The following is an 18,731-nucleotide window of genomic DNA, read 5'->3' as shown; positions in this document are numbered from 1 at the left end:
CGGCGGGTCGCAACACGCTATGTGCATCGCCAGCCTTTCAAGCAAAAAAACCCCGCATCTCTGCGGGGTTTTCAACAGGCTACAGCCTACACAAATTCATTCATGCCAGACGTGGGATCATTCCCACTCAATCGTGCCCGGCGGCTTGGAAGTGATGTCGTAGGTGACACGGTTAATGCCCCGAACCTCATTGACGATACGACCAGCAACCCGGTTCAAGAATGCGAAGTCGAAAGGATAGACTTCCGCCGTCATGCCATCCGTGCTGGTCACGGCACGCAGGGCGCAGGCCTGATCGTAAGTCCGGCCATCGCCCATGACGCCAACTGTCCGCACCGGCAGCAGAACAGCAAAAGCCTGCCAGATCGCATCATACAGCCCAGCGCGACGGATCTCCTCAAGATAGATCACGTCCACCTTACGCAGCAGGTCGAGCTTTTCCTTCGTGACATCACCCGGAATACGGATCGCCAGTCCCGGCCCAGGGAACGGATGCCGCCCGACGATGCTCTCAGGAATCCCCAGCTCGCGGCCAAGCATGCGGACCTCATCCTTGAACAGCTCACGCAGCGGTTCAACCAGTTCCATGTTCATACGGTCAGGCAGACCGCCGACATTGTGATGGGACTTGATGGTCACAGACGGACCACCGGAGAAGCTCACGCTCTCAATCACATCCGGATACAGCGTGCCCTGTGCAAGGAACTGCGCACCACCCAGCTTCGCCGCTTCTTCCTCGAAAACCTCAATGAAAAGACGCCCGATCGTCTTGCGCTTGGTTTCCGGGTCCGTCACGCCAGCCAGTTCCTTGAGGAAAAGCTCAGAAGCGTCGCGATGCACAAGACGAATGTTGAAGCGGCCCCGGAACGTCTTGACGACCTCGTCCGCCTCACCCGTGCGCATAATACCCGGATCCACGAAAATGCAGGTGAGCTGATCACCAATCGCATCATGAATCAGCTTTGCAGCCACCGAGCTATCCACACCACCCGACAGACCACAGATCACCCGACCCGAGCCAACCTGCTTGCGGATACGTGCGATTTCCAGATCGCGGAAACCGGCCATCGTCCAGCTGCCACTGCAACCCGCGACATTATGCGTAAAATTGCGGATCAGGGCTGCACCATGCGGCGTATGCACGACTTCCGGATGAAACTGCACTCCGTACAGACGACGTCCCTCATCCGCGATGATCGCGAACGGCGCGCCTTCGGAATGGGCGACGGCACGGAAGCCCGGCGGAAGCTGCGTCACGCGGTCGCCGTGGCTCATCCAGACCTGCTCACGCTTGCCGCGCGCCCAGACACCCCGGAACAGCGAGCAGTCCTCGGCAATGTCGATATAGGCGCGACCGAATTCGCGGTGCTCGTGATTTTCGACCTTGCCGCCCAGCTTCTGGCACATCGCCTGCTGGCCGTAGCAGATCCCCAGCACAGGGCGGTTGAGCGCAAACACAACATCCGGAATCGGAGGCGCATTCTCGTCATGGACGCTGGCCGGGCTGCCGGACAGGATAATGCCGCGCGGATTGAATGCGCGGATTTTTTCCTCGGTCGCCGTGTATGGCCAGATCTCGCAGTAAACGCCGCTCTCGCGGACGCGACGCGCAATGAGCTGCGTCACCTGGCTGCCGAAATCCAGAATGAGGATACGGTCTTCGTGAAGAGTTTCGTCGAGTTTTTCGACGGTGCTGGCGTCCTGCTGGGTCAATGTCATGGCCTCGCGTTCCGGTTTCATGGTGCCTTTTGAGGCTCTCCTATAAGGTGTTGTGTCGTCTGCGTCATCCATTCTGCAACACGGAACAGGAACAACATGCGTCTGCCAGCACTTTTTGCCCTCTCTGCCACGGCCCTACTCGCCGCCTGCGCCGGAACGCCCGACCCCGGCAAGGATCCCACCGGCTCCTGGGTCGGTGCGCTCGTTACGGATCAGGGCACCTGCCCTACTGAGCATCCCTCAACCCTGCGGATCCGCGATAAGGAAATTCTCTTTACGCCGGCTGACGGCGCACAGGTCCTGCGCGGCACCTACAAGCTCGGAAACCAGCATTATCATGCCGAACTCGCCATGACGGATATAGACCATCACAACACGGCGCTCGTGTTCAACGGCTATCCGGTCGGACAGGCCATTGGCGGCATTTTCGGATCACCTTCCTGCCGGGCTCATATCACCATGACGCGAAACTGAAATTTTTTCGAAAGCGGGGTTGTCAGGTCAGTTAAGTCTCTGTAAAACCCCGCCTCACAGCGCACCCGTAGCTCAACTGGATAGAGCACCAGACTACGAATCTGGGGGTTAGAGGTTCAAGTCCTTTCGGGTGCACCAGTCTTCTCCTGATGAAGACTTTATACAATGTGTCCGCACCCGTAGCTCAACTGGATAGAGCACCAGACTACGAATCTGGGGGTTAGAGGTTCAAGTCCTTTCGGGTGCACCACATTGCTTTTCCCTTTATAATTTAGAAGCGCATTAGTGTTTCAGCTGCTCAAGACAGCGATAGACTTCGTCCCATTCATACGGCTTGGACAGGAACATCGTGCCGCCCGGCAGTTGTCCCAGATCCTGAACCCGCGTCCCCGACGTCAAAACCAGTCCGATTTCCGGGCGATGCTCACGGATCAGGCAGGCAAGCGCCACGCCGTCCATATCGCCAGGCATATTTACGTCTGAAAAAATGGTGCCAATATCCGGATTTCGGGCCAGTACCTGAAGAGCCTCGTCGGCATCAGCCGCGAGAGAGACCTCATAACCCGCCTCTTCCAACATATCCGCTGCAAGAAAGCGCAGAAGCGCCTGATCCTCAACAACGAGAACATGCTTTCTGTTGACCCTTTTGACGTCCCCACCAAATCCTCCTTTCGGAGCTGCTCGCGACGAAGCCTCCTTCGTGGACATGACATACATGGCAATCACCTTCCGTGATTGAAAAGCCTGCAACACCCAATCGGGCGCCCTGCCCTGTGCAACGCCACGACGGGGCTCATGTTTGCATGTGTGAATTTTTTCTGACGTGCACCTGATGCATGGGAACCCGATAAACTCAATGCGGCAGCGGCGCAGCAAACCCGCCACGACCTTCCGTCGCCAGCACATCGATCCCGACAATTCCCCACTTCCCGTCAGGCTGACGCACAAACAGCGGACCGCCGCTATCCCCCCGCGTCGCCGAGCAATCATGATGGATCAGTCCATTCAACGCCAACCCGTTGATCTGACAGGAAATATCGCCATACGGAACTTCAGGCCGATCCTGCGGATATCCAACCAGCATCGCCGCAGCCCCCATCTGCGCCGAACCATAAGGGACCAGATCCCCTGACAGGGCCACTGGTCGGTCCAGAACCAGCGTAGCCCGATCGTCAGACGCGGTCCCACCTTCGTTCGCAGGATCGTATCCAGGAGCAATAACAAATCGTGTCACCTGCGCATGAAGGCGATACTGCCCCATCGCATAACCCATCAGGACATGAACATCCGCAGGCTGAATATAATGCCGGGTCGCAGGCAGCCACAGACAATGCGCCGCCGTCAGCATCACGGTCGGCGCCATGGCAAATCCCGTACAGCGTCCACCAAGAGACGTCTGGACCCGCCCCAAAATCCGCCAGGGCGCCGTATTCACATCCACAACGCTGCGATGACTGTCTGTGCCGAGTCCCGGCAATACAATGGTCGGAACGGCCATCGCCCCACCGCCAAACAGACAGAGCATCAGCAACGCCCCGGCGCGTTTCATCCCAGATGATCCGGTCCGAATGCGTCAGGTAGAAGCTCGGCCAGCGTCCGGGTCAGGAGCAGATTCCCCTGCGTATCGATCATGTGAACCGGTAACTCCGGCAGCCCGAATTCCCGCAATTTCTGCCGGCAGCCCCCACATGGCGTGCACGGCGCATCCCCACCCACGATCACGATTTCCTCAATCCGACGTCCGCCGCCCCGTACCATGGCGGCAACCGCCCCGGCCTCAGCGCAGGTTCCCAGCGGATAGGCCGCATTCTCAACATTACAGCCGGAATGAACAACGCCCTCACACCGCAACGCGGCCCCAACCTGAAAGCGCGAATAAGGTGCGTAAGCACGCGAACGGGCCTCAAGGGCCTCTCGGATCAGTTCCTGTATCATGGCGACGATATTATCCCCTGCGAGTTCAGCTTGGAACATGCTTCCAAGAGCGATACGGTAGCATCATCATGAGTGCACCACTTCCCTCCGATCCCGCCACCGATCCGTCTTTCCCCGACATGCTGGAAACCCGTCCCTCGCTGAAGATGGACGCACGGGACGGCCTGCTGTTCGAAGGCGTGCCCCTGCACGTCATCGCAGCAGCCGTCGGCACACCGTGCTGGATCACAGGCGCCGAAACGCTTCGACGCCGCGCAAAAGCCTTGCGCGCCGCATTCGAGGCCCGGAACCTGCCGATGAACATGCATTTCGCCATGAAATCGCAGGATCATCAGGCAACCCTGATCATCCTGCGCCAGTGCGGCTACGGCGTGGACATCGTCAGCGGCGGCGAGATGCAGCGTGCGCTTCATGCTGGAATCCAGCCTTCAGGCATCGTCTTCTCCGGCGTCGGCAAATCCGATGCGGAACTGCGGGCAGCGGTCGAACACGACATCGCACAGGTCAATGTCGAGAGTGTCGAGGAACTGTACCGTCTGGATGAAATTGCCCGCGCCTGTGGCCGCGTCGCCCGCGCCGCCCTGCGCGTCAATCCGGATGTGGACGCCGACACCCATGACAAGATTTCCACCGGCCGCGCGGGAGACAAATTCGGCATCGAGCACCGCCGCGCCGTCGCCCTGTATGGTGAAGCCGCCAGCCTGAAGAATGTGCGCCTTGTCGGCCTCGCCGTCCATCTCGGCAGCCAGATGCTCACGGCCGGCCCTTTCCGCGAAGGCTATCTCCGACTGGCCGACATGGTACGCGAAATCCGCGCAGCCGGTCATTCAGTCGAAGCCGTGGACTGCGGCGGTGGCCTCGGCATCCGCTATCGTGACGAAATCGCCCCCTCGCCCGATATGCTCGCAGGCGTCATCGCCGAGACACTTGGCGATCTCGATGTCCGGCTCAGCATCGAACCCGGCCGCTGGCTCTCCGCCCCGACCGGCCTTCTGCTGACCCGCGTGATCGAAACCAAAGCCGGCAACCCCGATTTCGTCGTGCTCGACGCCGCCATGAACGATCTCGCCCGCCCGTCCCTTTATGAATCGTGGCACGGCATCATGCCCGTTGCCCCCTCGGGCCTGACCAGTCCGACGAAACTCTGGGACATTGTCGGCCCGGTTTGCGAAAGCAGCGACATTTTCGCCCGTGACCGCGCCTTGCCTGCGGACACGAAGCGCGGGGACCTGACCGCTCTGCTCGATACAGGCGCTTACGGCTCAGTTATGAGCTCCACCTATAATTCCCGCCCATTCGCAGTGCAGGTCCTGATCGACAATGGAAAATGGGAGATCATCCGCCAGCGCCAGAGCGTTGAGGACCTGATCGCTGCCGAAACCGTGCCAAAATGGCTCACAGCTAAGGACGATCATGGCTGAGCCAAACCCGGCCCTCCACCTCAAAGCCCTGCGCCGCAAAGCCCAGCGCGTCCTCTGGTGGGAGCGTGCCTGGGAGCCCCTGCGCTGGCCCTTGCTTCTGGTCGCGTTCTACGTTCTGGCCTGTCTCGCGCGTATTCCCCAGTCCCTGCCGGACTGGCTGCATACCCTGCTGGAAGCCGGCGTTCTTGGCACAGCCTTGTGGCTAACCGTCAGCGGCCTGCGTCATGTGCCTCCCGTCAGCGTTCCCGTAGCCGACCGCCGAATCGAGCATGACTCCAAACTCGCGTATCAGCCTCTCCTCAGCCTGACCGACCGGCCAGCCTTTGCAGGAAATGGCGAGCAGTCCGCTATCTGGTCCCATCATGTCGAGCGCGTCACGGCCTCGCTCGGCACACTCCGTGTTAGCCTTCCCCACCCCAAAACCAGCCTGCACGAACGGCTTGCACTCATTGCCGCTCCATTGGCCATCGTGGTTGCGGCCATTCTCGGCGGCACGCACACACCCTCGCGTCTTCACGCAGGGCTGATCCCCGGCGTAGATGACGACAGCATTTCGCTCCCCGCCCTTCAGGCCTGGATCGACCGTCCGTCCTACGCTCCCGGTGCGCCGATTTTCCTTTCCGCTACGGGCCACAATACGCTTGACGTTCCACAGGGTGCCATTCTGAACGCCACCATCACCGGCGCGCATGGAAAACCCTCCCTGCACGGGATCGCCTCTCCTGAACTGAGCCGCCTCGATGCCGAGAGCTGGAACAGTCACGGCACGCTCCAGCAATCCGGTACCATCAGTATCGTCGTCCGTGGCCGGACCCTTGGCTCATGGCATGTGAAAGTCGAACCAGACCTGCCGCCTACCGTCACATGGGACGGCAAACCCGGCCCGCAGAAAGACGACTGGCGCACCGGCTTGCCCTGGCACGTCCACCAGGCCTATGGCGTCGCCTCCCTCGAAGCCGAAATCAACCTTCCCGGCCTGACCCGGGGCCGCATTCTGCGCGTTCCCATCCCGCTCGACGGACAACCCAAGGACGCAAAAGGCGTCGCCACGCCGGACCTTTCCTCCGATCCGTTTGCCGGAATGGAAGTCGAAGGCCGCCTGCATGCCAAAAGTGCTTCAGACCACGAAAGCCGCAGCGATATCGTCAAATTCCAGATCGCTGCCCGCAAATTCACCGATCCACTGGCCCGCGCCCTCGTCGCCCTGCGTCGCCGCCTCATGCTCGGCCAGCAGCGCACCTCGCAGGCCGCAGCCGAACTGAAACTTCTGACGCAGACGACCGACGAGCGCGCCATTCTCGCATCCCTCGGCCTTGAGATCGCCTCGCTACAGAAAGACGCCCCCGATGGTTCGGCGGACCGTGTACCCGGCGAACTCTGGGCACTGGCGCTTTATCTGGACGATCTCCGTCGCGACGGACCTGAAATCGCTGATGCTGCCGCTGAAGTCCGCGCGGCTCAGCAGGGCGTGCAGCAGCAGCTCGACCACATGCGGGACCTCGGAGACAAGGGCCATACCCTCCCCGAACAGGAAGAGCTCCAGCGCCGGACACAGGCTCTCAAGGATGCCCTGAACCGTCGGATGCAGCTTCTGTTCTCGCGCGCGGCCCAGAGCGGCATCATCATGCCTCAGTCCAGCACCAACTCGGCCGATCCGTTCTCGGACGAAATGCGCCGCCTCCAGTCCGAAGCCAATCAGGGTCATGGCGACGAAGCCCTCAGGCGCCTCCAACAGATGGAAGACATGGCCGAGCGCATGCGTCAGGCCAGCCCCGAGGATCTCAAGGCTCTTGCCGAACAGATGAAGGCGCAGGCAGAAGCCCGTGCCCAGCGCGCGGCTCTGCATGATCTCGTCCACCGCGAAACCACCCTGCTCGACCACACACAGTCCCGCCTCTCCGCAGCCCAGAAGGCCGCAGCTCCCCCCGATGATGGCAGCCGCCCGGATATCAGCCAGATGTCCACGGCCGACCTGCTCCGTCAACTCGGCATGCAGCCTCCGCCCGGCATGGAGCAGCCTGCCAACGCCAAACCGCCCGCTCCGGTCGATCCCGCCACGGTCGCTGCACAGTCCGACGGACGCCGCGCGGACCATGCCCTGCAACGCGCACTACAGCACGTGAATGACATCCTGAGCCACCGCGTCAAAGATCTGACCGGCAAACCCGCTACAGCCTTCGACAAGGCGAAAACGGATATGCAAACCGCGCGTGAAGCACTCGCTGACCGTAAGGACGCTGAGGCCCAGACCGCCGAGCAGAAAGTCCTCGCCGATCTGTCCGAGGCCGGAAAGCAGATGCGCCAGAACCAGAAATCCGGTGGATCAGGCAAGGGACAGGGGGGCAGCCTGAGCTTCATCCCGTCCGGTGGCGCAGGTGGTTCCGGCAAACCCCAGCATGGTGCGAAAGGCAAACAGGGCGATAACGGCGACCAACCCCAGGCCGGCGACGAAGACGGCGATGAGGACGATCAGAAGGATCAGGATCCACTCGGCCGCAAATTGGGCGAAGGCGACAAGGGCAAAGATTCTGACGCGCACATCCCGGACAAAAGTGCCCGTGACCGCGCCCGCGACATCGAACGCGAACTCCGCCGCCGCGCCTCGGACCGCACCCGCCCGCAAAGCGAACTGGACTATCTGGAACGGCTCCTTAAATCGTTCTGACAAAAACCCGGTACCTTCATGGCACCGGGTTTTTCCATATCCAGTCCTTAATGGACATAAGCGGTTATTTCACGCCCCTGCTGCTTGCTTCTCAATCTGAGCAGCCCCGGGTAACATACCGTGCATCTTCCAGTTGGAATCAGCGACCAGGATCGCGCACAGCTCACTCCAGCAGAGTGTGACATCTAAATGTGAATTGGTGCTGTTACACCAGATCACAGGGAGCGATGTCGAAATGCTGTCGAAATCGGATGCGCCGAATGGCCTCAGCACAGGGATCGACAATCAGAAACCAAACGGGCCGGTCGCAGGCGCAGCCTCTGGCTTCGATCTTGCCCGTTGCCAGAGGGGCGCAACAAGCCCGGGCAGTCCATCAATATTTTCAGAAATCGGGGATGCTTTGCCTGTCCAGACGAGACAGAACACCTGAGGCTCTGTGCTTCGCACTTAACAGGCCTGCGCCTCTAGACGCCCTTCAGGCCCGGACCACAAAGCCCGCGCCGCCCCAGCGCCCAACACGAAGACATGCAGGAACTGAGTGCGGCGCATACCGGCTTATATTTTAGAAAATCACATAACGTTATGGAATGCGATAGAATGGATTGGGCAGAAGAAAGCCCTTTTTCGCATAGCCCCCACTCAGATCGGATGGCTGATCGCCAAGGCTTGCAATGATCGTATAGCCCTTACGCTCGATCCTCTCACGGGTCGGCGCTTTATACATCGCAGCATAACCATGCGACGTCATCGGCCGCAGATACAGTCCGTCCCAATGCGCTATTCCCGCCAGATGCAGGTTCCGCTCCGTGGCCTCGCGCTCGTCCTCATGCCTTCCCGTCACGAAAAATACCGCGACATGATGAGCCTGCGCGTCCTCGATCAGCGCCCGCATAGAGGCAAAAGCAGGAGCCCGCCCACTCTTCTCCCAGGCATCCACGCCACATGGTCCCTTGGGTAGCGCATCGCAGGAACCAGCCGCGATATATCCGAAATCATTAGCCCGGATCTCATCCCAGTTGGACAACGTCGTCTCGTCGATATCGAGCACAATGGCGGGGCGACGCGTCTTCGGCGCAGTCTCGTCAATCCACTGACGGGCCTGTGCAACAACAACATCGAAATCGTGCTGATAGTCACCACTGTCGTGATAGGCGCTCGCGGCCAGAATGGCATCGCCCACATTCGCGGGCTGTGCGGCCATGGCTGCCAGAGGCGCCATGACGCCACCAACAAACAAGCTGGTGGCGAGCAGAAGAGAACGGATCATGGAGGAGCCACCTTTCGTGACAGAAGAACAAGCCCGACCCCAACCAACGCCAGAGCCGTGCCAATGACGGAAACACCGCCATAGCCCAACCCCATCGACAGCGCGATACCACCCAGCGCCGCGCCAATAGCGTTTCCGAGATTGAACGCGCCGATATTCATGGACGACGCCAGCGCCGGCGCATCATGCGCAGCCTGCATCACCCGCATCTGCAGCGCCGGCATGAGCGCAAACGTGGACGCGCCCCACAGAAGCGATGCAAACAGCGCGCCCGGAACGGTCTGCGCCATCCAGGGAAAGATCAGCATGATGACGCCAAGAATAGGGAAAAAGACCAACAGACTTCCATCCAGTGACTTGTCAGCACTCCGTCCCCCCACAGCATTGCCAATGGAGAACCCAACACCCGTAAGCATCAGCGCCACGGTAATGACCGTCGGGCTGGCATGGGTGATATGCTCAAGGATCGGCGCGATATAGGTGTAGAGCACGAACATCGCTCCCGCCCCGATCGCGGTCGTCAGCAGCGCGAGCAGCACATTGGCCTTCACCAGAACCCGCAGTTCACGCCCGACTTCCGGAGTCGGACCAATCTCACGGGACGGAAGCGCAAGCTGCACCGCCAGCATGGTCACCAGGCCCAGCGTCGCCGTTATGGCAAAGGCGCTGTGCCAGCCGAAATTCAGCCCCAGCCACGTCGCCGCCGGAACACCGATGATATTGGCAATCGTGAGCCCCATGAACATGGACGCCACCGCACTCGCTCGCCGCGAGGGTGCCACAGACAACGATGCCTCAACCGCGCCAAGACCGAAAAACGCCCCATGCGCCAGACTGGTCAGGACACGGGCAGCAAACAGCAGCTCATAGCTGTTGGAAACAGCGGACAGCAGGTTTCCCGCCACATACAGACCCATAAGCAGAATCAGGGCCAGTTTGCGCCGGAACCGCGCCATCAGCAGCGTAATGACAGGGGCACCAATCATCACGCCCACCGCATAGGCCGTCACCAGACCACCAGCCTTGGGCACACTGACCTGAAGACCATGGGCGATGACGGGCAGAAGACCCATCGGGGTAAATTCTGTCGTGCCGATGGCAAAGGCGCCAACAGCGAGCGACAGCAGTGGCCAGTTTGGTGGCGATTTTGCTGCCAGTTTCAAGACCGGTCTCCGGGAATGCAGATTGTTCGAGATTGATCGAACACTGCCATACCCGAAACCCCGGAACAACCAAAAGTTGTTTTACATCATGCCGTTGGGATGCTCCCCCATGCCCATGCCATCCATGATCATGGTCTTGTGATGCGGATCATCGAGATGGCAGTCATGATCCTGAAGCTCCTCGCCCGACCCGTGATCGAACACATGCGCCATATCATCGAGCAGGATGAACCCGCCATGCTTGGCCGGCGTCACGACGAGCGTGTGAATGGACATGTCATCGGCAGAAATCACCCGGAACGGTGACGGGTCCAGAGAGGCCACGATCCGCGCCCGATAGGGATGACCATACAGCGAAACCAACGACCAGTTTTCTGTGATCATGTTTTTATCGAGTTCGGCGCGGGCATAAGCCGTCAGACAGTCCACATGGATGTGCAACTGATCCTGCGTCCGGCCAGGACGGGAATTGATCGCCATCGACAGATGCTCGTCCGGAATTTCGAACCCATAGGCCTGCGCCACATGTGCCCGCTCACCCCAGGCTTCCGCGAAATAGTTCGGTGTTTCCGACTTCAGCAGAACGGGATCTTCAACGCCAGGAACCTTCTGCGTCGGGATGACAAGATACTGCCCGTGCCCCGTATGATCCTTGAGCAGGGCGTAACCTTTCTTCTCGTCGTAAACCGTGCAGGGTTTGTGCTCCGCATCCAAAGCGCAGCGGCTGTGCACAATCTTCCACAGCGCACCCCGGTCATGGGACTTGCCACATCCTGACAGCCCGAACGCAACCGCTGCCGCGACAAGACCAACCCTGGCTGCCGCCCCGTAATTCCGCAAACTCATTCTTCCCTTACCTGCCACTCAAGCTGCATTGCAGCCGCCAGCCTCTCGAAACGACGACGGACCGCACTGCCTGCCGCCCGGACGCTGCGCGCGCCCAGAACCAGCACGAGCGTTCCATCTTCCACGAGAAGCCTGCACTCATCGAGCAGAACCTTCGTCCCTGCACAGAGTGTATACGCCAGCCGAAGCGCCAGACCCAGTCGCACCGCACGCTCGATTTCCGAACGCGACAGAAGCTGCCGGGAAGGTTCGATCAGGGGAGAATCCATCGAGACTTCATAACGTACTGCCAGAGTCAGACCGACGAAGGCCCGTGCACTATGATCAAAGCCCACGCCATGCCCATGCATCATACGCCGGTAAGTCTGCTCCGCCCGGTATTCAGGATGATCATAAGAGCCGATATCGGACAACATGCAGGCCAGTTCGCGAAGGCGCTTCTGGGTCCGGGTCTCATCGCGGAACAGCGGTGCTGTCCAGCTCACCAGAGGCTCTGCCAGCGACGCACTGCGCGCCAGACGGTTGGCCATCTCCGCCGCTAGATCCGTCATCGGATCAAGATCCGCTACCGAAGAGGCGACATGGCGCATGTACCAGCCCTCGCGCAGCCCATCGACGCTGAACACGACCTTGGACGGACGGACCCTCTCCATCAGGCACCGCAGCACGACGGCCGCAAACGGCGCATCCGCCAGACGTTTGCGCGGCGCCCCGGGAAGCTTCTCCAAAGTGCGCCGGGGCGAGGCGATGACCCAGTCCGCCATCTCCCGCGCTTCCCCTTCCGAGAGAGTAAACAGATGCACGAGGTTCAGCGGATACTGCGTCCGCGCAATCTGTAGGCGTGCCAGCGCACGGAACGCTCCACCCACCAGATAAAGCGGCCGGCCCGTCATACCCGGCAGCCAGTTCACGGCGGCGAGAAGCTCATTTGCAATTTCCGCAGCGCGCTCAATGCTGCCTTTGGCGCGATCATGCAGCCGGATCACACCCAACTTGGTCGTCACGGCCTCAAAATACTGACCATCAGCCACGTGGATCAGCTCAAGGGATCCACCCCCAATATCGGCCACCAGCCCGTTCGCTTCCGGCAACCCGCACAAAACGCCACGCGCCGCATAATCAGCTTCCTCGGTTCCTTCCAGAACCCGGATCGGCACCCCTGGCATCCGGGCACGGATCGCATCCACAAAGTCCGGACCGTTGGACGCGTCACGGACCGCTGCCGTGGCGAGAACCTCGAAAGGCTCGGCACCCATAGCGCGGGCAACGGTATGGAAGCGCCCCAGCACATCCATCGCCAGCGCCACGCCCTCGTCATTGAGGCGCCCGGTCGCATCCAGACCACGCCCCAGCTTGAGCGTGACCTTCTCGTTGAAGATTGGAAGGGGATTGCGTGTCACCCCTTCAAAAACAACCAGCCGGACCGAGTTTGAACCGAGATCGACAATAGCGGAACGCTGTGAAGATGAGGACATGCAGATCAGTCTTCCAGAATCCTGTCAGGCCGTTCACGGGGGCGGTGCGCCTCCGGAAGAACCTTTTCCCGCGCAGCCGAGCCTCGGCCGGACAGGGACGGATTGTTCATGAAGTATTCGTGAGCGGAGAAAGGATGTGCGCCCGGCGAAACCCGATGCCAGTAGCCGTCCCTCGTGAGCGTCCAGCTCTGAAGGTTGTCCTTGATATTCATCGTCATGATCTGGCCAAGAATCTGCGCATGGACCGTCGGGTTCGTGATGGGCACCATGGCTTCTACCCTCCAGTCCATGTTTCGCACCATCCAATCTGCGGAAGAAATGAACACTTTTGCCTTGTGAGACGGCATTCGATGCCCGTTTCCGAAGGCAAAAACCCGCGCATGTTCCAGAAAACGCCCGACAATCGACTTGATTTCGATATTATCCGAAAGCCCCGGCACACCAGGACGCAGACAGCAGATTCCCCGGATAATCCCGATGATCTTCACCCCGGCCTGCGACGCCTTGTACAACCGGTCGATCAGTTCCGCGTCCACAAGGCTGTTCATCTTCAGCCAGATCCGACCCGGCCGCCCAGCCTTTACATGGTCGATCTCGTCCTGAATCAGCTGCTCCAGTGTGGAGCGGATGGTGATGGGCGAGAACGCCAGCGCATCCATCTTCGCCGGGATGGCATAGCCCGTCATGTAGTTGAACAACCGCGCCGAGTCCGATGCCAGCTTCGGATCACAGGTAAAGAACGACAGATCCGTATAAATCCGCGCCGTGATGGGATGGTAATTCCCCGTTCCGAAATGCGCATAGGACCGGAGCGACCCGTTCTCACGACGAACCACAAGGCTCAGCTTGGCATGCGTCTTAAGATGCGCAAACCCGAACACAACCTGTACGCCCGCTGCTTCAAGCGCACGAGACAGGCGGATATTAGCTTCCTCGTCAAACCGCGCACGAAGCTCGACCATCGCCGTGACCGACTTCCCGGCCTCAGCCGCCTCGATCAGCGCATGAACGATCGGACTGTCGCGAGACGTCCGGTACAACGTCTGCTTGATCGCTAGCACATTCGGGTCCAGCGCGGCCTGACGCAGGAACTGCACCACGACGTCAAAGCTCTCGAAAGGATGATGGACCAGCATGTCCTTCGCCCGGATCGCCGCAAAGCAGTCGCCGTCATAATCCAGAACACGTTCGGGAAAGCGCGGCGTATAAGGCGGGAACACCAGATCCGGACGGTCATCCACGATGAGCTGCTTGAGATCCGTCAAGCCCACGAAAGAGGGTAGAACGACAACATCCTCTTCGCCCACGCCAAGCTCTTCGCCCATCTCGCGACCCAGCGTGTCCGGCAGCTTACGATCCAGCGCAAGATGAATGCACACACCGCGCCGACGCTGCTTCAGAGCCGTCTCGTAAGACCGCACCAGATCTTCGGCCTCGTCTTCGAACTCCACATCCGTATCGCGGATTACACGCAGCACACCGGCAGCCCCGATCGCCAGACCCGGGAACAGACGCCCGGCAAACAGCGTGATGAGATCCTCAAGCAGCACGAAGCGGATCTGGTCCGGCGTCTCCTGCCCTTCCTTCAGTCGTGCTGGCAAACGCAGGAACCGGGGCACCTGCGCCGGAAGCAGGATCAGACCATCCATGACATGCACCGAGGACGCAGCGTCCTTCAGGCGCATGTGCAGCGCGAGGCCCATATTGGGAATGAACGGCAGCGGATGGGACGGATCGACCGCCATCGGCGTCAGCACCGGGAAGACCCGCTCGTCAAACAGCGTGGACAGCTGTGCCAGATCGGTCTCGTCCAGAGAGTCGGTCGGCAGGATGACGATACCCGCCTCCTTCAGCTCTCCTTCCAGCAGATGCCAGACACGCTGCTGCTCGGCCAGAAGATGCCTGGCCTTCTGCCGGACCTGTACAAGCTGCTGGGCAGGCGTCAGCCCGTCAGGGCTACGGACAGCCGTCCCCTCACGAACCTGTCCCACCAAGCCAGCCACACGTACGGAATAGAACTCGTCGAGATTGCTCGAACTGATGGACAGGAAGCGCACCCGCTCCAGCAGCGGATTGCGTGGGTTTTCCGCCTCATCGATGACGCGCTGGTTGAAATCGAGCCAAGACAGCTCCCGGTTGAGAAACCGCTCCGGCGATGTCGGCATATGCGCGTAGTCTTCAGCCCGTGCCGCGGCTGTCTGCCGGCGGCGTCCGCGGTTCTGCGCCGGGCTCACGGCATTGCGGGATTTGCGGGGGGAACGGCGACGCGGAACAGGCCGGGAATCTTCAGTCGTCACAATGGGGTCTTCCGGAACACACAGAAATACGGATCGCATGAAAGGTCATACTGCCGGATAGGCATGTCAAACGGAGTTTTTGTGTCACTCCCATGACGCCTCCCCCTCGGGCGTCAGAAGATCCGGCAGCATTTCCATCGCCAGTGCCCGCGTAATCGGCTGCTTGCGCGCCAGAGCAGCCTCATCCAGTCGCTCCACCGCGGAGACCAGCGCATTGCCCGTCCGGGGCAGATGCCGCCACAGCCATTCCGTCACAGTCTGCGACACTACAAGCTGCCGGTCGGCCAGCAGAGACAGCAGCAGTGTCGCCCGCAGATCATCCTCAGGCTCACCCGTCGCCGTGGTCGCCGTCGCCCGCAGGCGGCTCGCCAGATCAGGAAGCATGAAATGACTGCGCGACGGTGGCAGCCGCCCGGCCATCAGAACCCTGTCCCCTTGGGAGAATGCATCGTTCAGCAAATGCAGCATGGTCGCCTCATCTCCCGGCGAATCGGCATTGTCGATCGCAAGATTGCCCTGAACCCGGATCCGCCCACCTGCCGAAGACGTGGAAAACAGCCGCGCATCCAGCACCGTAGCATCATGCTCATGCGCCCAGGCCGTCAAAAGATGCGTCTTCCCCGTTCCCGAAGGCCCCCAGAGCCAGAGACGCCCATCCGGCCACTGACTCCTCGCCAACCAGGCCCGTGCAGCCGCATTGGATGGCCCGTTGATGAAACGCTCGGACGTCATGGCCGTCACGCGACGCAGCGGAAAAGCCATCTGAACGGCTGGTCGCCCCTCTGGCCGCACCTGATGATACTCCCGGCCGACAGCCCCGGATTCCGGAACCGCATCCCCGTTCGTGGCCCTGCCCGTATCCCGTTTTGTCATCCCAGGCCCCTTTTTCCTGCCGTTACGCCTTCAAACAGGCGTTCCGCCAGCGCGCAGGATGCTCTAGAACGGCGTCACGTCAACCAGCGGGAACCTTCGACCATGACCGATCAGCCTGACATCTCCCCCGGCACGAGCTGCGGCGCAAGCTACGCACAGGCCGGCGTGGACATCGCCGCAGGCGATGCGCTGGTCGATGCGATCAAGCCCGCAGCCAAAGCCACGAACCGTCCCGGCACCATGGGGGGCCTCGGCGGCTTTGGCGCACTTTTTGATCTGAAGGCCGCAGGCTTCACTGATCCCGTCCTCGTCAGCTGCACCGACGGCGTCGGCACGAAGCTGATGGTCGCCATCGAAGCCGGAAAACACGATGAGGTCGGGATCGATCTCGTCGCCATGTGCGTCAACGACCTCGTGGTGCAGGGCGCGACGCCACTGTTCTTTCTGGACTATCTTGCAACCGGAAAACTCTCCGTCGAGGCCGCCGCCACAGTCGTAAAGGGCATCGCCAAGGGCTGCGCCGAATCCGGTTGCGCCCTCGTCGGCGGTGAAACGGCCGAAATGCCCGGCATGTACGCCCCCGGCCATTACGATCTCGCAGGTTTCAGCGTGGGCGCTGCCGAGCGGAATAACCTGCTCCCCGCCAACATCGCCGAAGGCGACACACTGATCGGCCTGCCATCGTCCGGCGTCCATTCCAACGGCTTCTCGCTGGTCCGCGAAGTCGTGCGCCGCTCCGGCCTTGGCTGGAACGACCCGGCCCCCTTCGCCGAAGGCCACACACTGGCCGAAGCCCTGCTGACGCCCACAAAACTCTACGTCCGAACGGTTCTGGACCTGCACGCCAAGGGTCTGCTGAACGGCTGCGCACACATCACAGGCGGCGGCCTGCCCGGCAACCTGCCCCGCGTCCTGCCCGAAGGCCTCGGCGTACGCATCGATGGCTCCGCATGGATCGTTCCGCCCGTATTCCGCTGGCTGGCCGAAACCGGCAACGTAGCCGCCGATGAGATGCTCCGCGTCTTCAACTGCGGCATCGGCATGGTGCTCGTCACCTCCGAGCCCGAAAAGGTCATGGCGGAACTGGATGCGCGCGGTGAAACCGGCTTCCTCATGGGCCAGATCGTCCGCTCCGACGACGCCTACACCCTGACAGCACCGGTCTCCTTCACATGAAGAAGCCGCATTCCAGAAGCAGAACGAAAGCTCCGGCCAAAAAGACCGAAAAAGTCCCCATCGCGATCCTCATCAGCGGCCGCGGCAGCAATATGCGCGCCCTGATCGAAGCCTGTGCCCGACCGGACTACCCCGCCGAAATCGTGCTGGTTCTCAGCAACCGGCCGGACGCCCCGGGACTTGAAGTCGCCGAAGCCGCGGGCCTGAAAACCCTCGTCATCGACCACAAACCCTTCGGTAAGGACCGCGAGGCCCACGAACGCGAAATCGACGCTGCCCTTCAGGCTTCCGGCGCCATGCTGGTCGTCCTCGCCGGCTATATGCGCGTGCTGACACCCTGGCTAGTCAAGACCTGGGAAGACAGGATGCTCAACATCCACCCCAGCCTCTTGCCCGCCTTCCCCGGTCTGCACACTCACGAAGCCGCCATCAAGGCCGGTGTGAAAGAGCATGGCTGCACGGTCCATCTCGTCACGTCTGGCGTGGACGAAGGCCCCATCCTCGGACAGGCCAGCGTCCCCGTTCTGGAAAACGACACGCCTGAAACCCTCGCCGCCCGCGTTCTGGAGCAGGAACACCTGCTTTATCCGGACGTGCTGGAAATGATCTGCGACGTTTTCGCGAAATAAAGCATCTACCGTGGCCCTTTACGGCTTTGCCTAAACGTAAGGGCCACCCTTTTCGATCGCCCGAGCAGCGAGCCGGCCCGTAAGGCAGAAGCTTCAAGCAAAAAAATCATCTGGATATCCGTTCCTGCAAACCAGCCGGTTTTCGCAAGCCCGCTCTCTCAGAAATCCATGTTCAGCAGCGATTGCGCCTCTACATACTCAAGGCGATCTTTCTGAGCAGAGGTCTCCCCGCCCCTTAAAACAAATACAAAACAACAAAAAAGGCGCGGACCAAAGCCCGCGCCTTTCCTTCAAGACAGAAAGTCCGAACCGCAGATTACGGCAGGATTTCAGTCTCGGCAAAGAAGAAGGAAATCTCGTTCTTCGCGTTCTCGAGGCTGTCCGAACCATGCACGGAGTTGGCTTCGATGCTCTCGGCGAACAGCTTGCGAACGGTGCCTTCAGCAGCGTCGGCCGGGTTGGTGGCGCCCATGACTTCACGGTTCTTGGCGACAGCGCCTTCACCCTGAAGAACCTGCACGACAACCGGCTCGGCGATCATGGAGGACACGAGGCTGCCGTAGAACGGACGCTCCTTGTGAACCGCATAGAAAGCGCCAGCCTGCTTCTCGGTCAGGTGGATGCGCTTCTGGGCAACGATACGCAGGCCAGCGCCTTCGAACACGGCATTGATCTTGCCGGTCAGGTTACGCTTGGTTGCGTCGGGCTTGATGATGGAAAGCGTGCGCTCGAGAGCCATCTTTCTTCTCCTGGTTAGAACCAGCCCCTTCCGGGACCAGCGGGTAAATACC

16 protein-coding genes and 2 tRNA genes are annotated in these 18,731 nt (G+C 60.8%); 7 read left to right on the top strand and 11 right to left on the bottom strand.

The genetic code is table 11. The annotated features are described in order from the left end of the window. Positions 1-117: 117 nt before the first annotated feature. Positions 118-1,719, bottom strand: coding sequence for a glutamine-hydrolyzing GMP synthase (gene guaA / locus GSP01_RS02105; RefSeq protein WP_174787515.1), 1,602 nt, complete (start codon positions 1,717-1,719; stop codon positions 118-120). Between the two features lie 96 nt (positions 1,720-1,815). Here guaA and GSP01_RS02100 point away from each other — a divergent pair, with 96 nt between their 5' ends. From GSP01_RS02100 to GSP01_RS02090, 3 genes are all read left to right on the top strand, one after another. Then, positions 1,816-2,193, top strand: coding sequence for a hypothetical protein (locus GSP01_RS02100; protein ID WP_141350098.1), 378 nt, complete (start codon positions 1,816-1,818; stop codon positions 2,191-2,193). A gap of 61 nt (positions 2,194-2,254) precedes the next feature. Then, positions 2,255-2,331 (top strand) — tRNA-Arg (locus GSP01_RS02095). Positions 2,332-2,366: 35 nt separating this feature from the next. Continuing rightward, positions 2,367-2,443, top strand: a tRNA-Arg gene (locus tag GSP01_RS02090). A 32-nt stretch (positions 2,444-2,475) separates the two neighbouring features. On the opposite strand, the gene GSP01_RS02085 is transcribed toward GSP01_RS02090, so the two are convergent. From GSP01_RS02085 to GSP01_RS02075, 3 genes are all read right to left on the bottom strand, one after another. Further along, positions 2,476-2,901, bottom strand: a complete 426-nt coding sequence (locus GSP01_RS02085; protein WP_249193221.1) for a response regulator — start codon at positions 2,899-2,901, stop codon at positions 2,476-2,478. A gap of 145 nt (positions 2,902-3,046) precedes the next feature. Beyond that, entirely contained in the window at positions 3,047-3,742 is a 696-nt protein-coding gene (locus tag GSP01_RS02080; RefSeq protein WP_141350092.1) for a trypsin-like serine peptidase, read from the bottom strand. Next, complete coding sequence (locus GSP01_RS02075) at positions 3,739-4,128, bottom strand: cytidine deaminase (protein WP_141350206.1); 390 nt, start codon at positions 4,126-4,128, stop codon at positions 3,739-3,741. Before GSP01_RS02075 ends, GSP01_RS02080 begins: the two co-directional genes overlap by 4 nt. A 68-nt stretch (positions 4,129-4,196) precedes the next feature. On the opposite strand from GSP01_RS02075, the gene lysA reads away from it, so the two are divergent. Then, on the top strand, positions 4,197-5,549 hold the full coding sequence (lysA, locus tag GSP01_RS02070) for a diaminopimelate decarboxylase (protein WP_141350089.1): 1,353 nt from the start codon (positions 4,197-4,199) through the stop codon (positions 5,547-5,549). Continuing rightward, on the top strand, positions 5,542-8,214 hold the full coding sequence (locus tag GSP01_RS02065; protein WP_141350086.1) for a DUF4175 domain-containing protein: 2,673 nt from the start codon (positions 5,542-5,544) through the stop codon (positions 8,212-8,214). Before lysA ends, GSP01_RS02065 begins: the two co-directional genes overlap by 8 nt. A gap of 580 nt (positions 8,215-8,794) precedes the next feature. Here the strand turns inward: GSP01_RS02065 and GSP01_RS02060 are convergent. From GSP01_RS02060 to GSP01_RS02035, 6 genes are all read right to left on the bottom strand, one after another. Then, a complete protein-coding gene (locus tag GSP01_RS02060) occupies positions 8,795-9,481 on the bottom strand; it encodes an HAD family acid phosphatase (protein WP_141350084.1) in 687 nt (228 codons plus the stop codon). Then, positions 9,478-10,644, bottom strand: a complete 1,167-nt coding sequence (locus tag GSP01_RS02055) for an MFS transporter (RefSeq protein WP_174787514.1) — start codon at positions 10,642-10,644, stop codon at positions 9,478-9,480. Before GSP01_RS02055 ends, GSP01_RS02060 begins: the two co-directional genes overlap by 4 nt. 81 nt (positions 10,645-10,725) lie before the next feature. After that, entirely contained in the window at positions 10,726-11,490 is a 765-nt protein-coding gene (locus GSP01_RS02050) for a CDP-diacylglycerol diphosphatase (protein ID WP_141350082.1), read from the bottom strand. Further along, a complete protein-coding gene (locus tag GSP01_RS02045) occupies positions 11,487-12,965 on the bottom strand; it encodes a Ppx/GppA family phosphatase (protein ID WP_141350080.1) in 1,479 nt (492 codons plus the stop codon). The genes GSP01_RS02050 and GSP01_RS02045 overlap by 4 nt, the downstream gene beginning before the upstream one ends. Positions 12,966-12,970: 5 nt before the next feature. Beyond that, on the bottom strand, positions 12,971-15,130 hold the full coding sequence (locus GSP01_RS02040) for an RNA degradosome polyphosphate kinase (protein ID WP_373320100.1): 2,160 nt from the start codon (positions 15,128-15,130) through the stop codon (positions 12,971-12,973). A gap of 216 nt (positions 15,131-15,346) precedes the next feature. Next, a complete protein-coding gene (locus GSP01_RS02035; protein WP_141350202.1) occupies positions 15,347-16,024 on the bottom strand; it encodes a DnaA/Hda family protein in 678 nt (225 codons plus the stop codon). Between the two features lie 213 nt (positions 16,025-16,237). Between GSP01_RS02035 and purM the strand changes: the two genes are divergently transcribed. Beyond that, complete coding sequence (gene purM, locus GSP01_RS02030; RefSeq protein ID WP_141350076.1) at positions 16,238-17,311, top strand: phosphoribosylformylglycinamidine cyclo-ligase; 1,074 nt, start codon at positions 16,238-16,240, stop codon at positions 17,309-17,311. Next, entirely contained in the window at positions 17,308-17,940 is a 633-nt protein-coding gene (gene purN / locus GSP01_RS02025; RefSeq protein ID WP_141350074.1) for a phosphoribosylglycinamide formyltransferase, read from the top strand. The genes purM and purN overlap by 4 nt, the downstream gene beginning before the upstream one ends. Before the next feature lie 316 nt (positions 17,941-18,256). Here purN and ndk read toward each other — a convergent pair whose 3' ends face one another. Further along, the gene (gene ndk / locus GSP01_RS02020; RefSeq protein WP_141350072.1) at positions 18,257-18,679 is read right to left on the bottom strand and encodes a nucleoside-diphosphate kinase; all 423 of its coding nucleotides are present in this window, start codon (positions 18,677-18,679) and stop codon (positions 18,257-18,259) included. Positions 18,680-18,731: the final 52 nt, after the last annotated feature.

The sequence above is a fragment of the Gluconobacter sphaericus NBRC 12467 genome, assembly GCF_006539125.1.
Taxonomy (GTDB): Bacteria; Pseudomonadota; Alphaproteobacteria; order Acetobacterales; family Acetobacteraceae; genus Gluconobacter; species Gluconobacter sphaericus.
This window is presented reverse-complemented; position numbering and strand designations above follow the sequence as displayed.

Coding starts and splice junctions, on each gene's coding strand:
- purN (WP_141350074.1), top strand. CDS start 17,308: ATGAAGAAGCCGCATTCCAGAAGCAGAACGAAAGCTCCGGCCAAAAAG.
- GSP01_RS02040 (WP_373320100.1), bottom strand. CDS start 15,130: ATGCCGACATCGCCGGAGCGGTTTCTCAACCGGGAGCTGTCTTGGCTC.
- lysA (WP_141350089.1), top strand. CDS start 4,197: ATGAGTGCACCACTTCCCTCCGATCCCGCCACCGATCCGTCTTTCCCC.
- GSP01_RS02085 (WP_249193221.1), bottom strand. CDS start 2,901: ATGTCCACGAAGGAGGCTTCGTCGCGAGCAGCTCCGAAAGGAGGATTT.
- GSP01_RS02035 (WP_141350202.1), bottom strand. CDS start 16,024: ATGGCTTTTCCGCTGCGTCGCGTGACGGCCATGACGTCCGAGCGTTTC.
- GSP01_RS02100 (WP_141350098.1), top strand. CDS start 1,816: ATGCGTCTGCCAGCACTTTTTGCCCTCTCTGCCACGGCCCTACTCGCC.
- GSP01_RS02050 (WP_141350082.1), bottom strand. CDS start 11,490: ATGAGTTTGCGGAATTACGGGGCGGCAGCCAGGGTTGGTCTTGTCGCG.
- GSP01_RS02075 (WP_141350206.1), bottom strand. CDS start 4,128: ATGATACAGGAACTGATCCGAGAGGCCCTTGAGGCCCGTTCGCGTGCT.
- purM (WP_141350076.1), top strand. CDS start 16,238: ATGACCGATCAGCCTGACATCTCCCCCGGCACGAGCTGCGGCGCAAGC.
- GSP01_RS02045 (WP_141350080.1), bottom strand. CDS start 12,965: ATGTCCTCATCTTCACAGCGTTCCGCTATTGTCGATCTCGGTTCAAAC.
- guaA (WP_174787515.1), bottom strand. CDS start 1,719: ATGACATTGACCCAGCAGGACGCCAGCACCGTCGAAAAACTCGACGAA.
- GSP01_RS02065 (WP_141350086.1), top strand. CDS start 5,542: ATGGCTGAGCCAAACCCGGCCCTCCACCTCAAAGCCCTGCGCCGCAAA.
- GSP01_RS02060 (WP_141350084.1), bottom strand. CDS start 9,481: ATGATCCGTTCTCTTCTGCTCGCCACCAGCTTGTTTGTTGGTGGCGTC.
- GSP01_RS02080 (WP_141350092.1), bottom strand. CDS start 3,742: ATGAAACGCGCCGGGGCGTTGCTGATGCTCTGTCTGTTTGGCGGTGGG.
- ndk (WP_141350072.1), bottom strand. CDS start 18,679: ATGGCTCTCGAGCGCACGCTTTCCATCATCAAGCCCGACGCAACCAAG.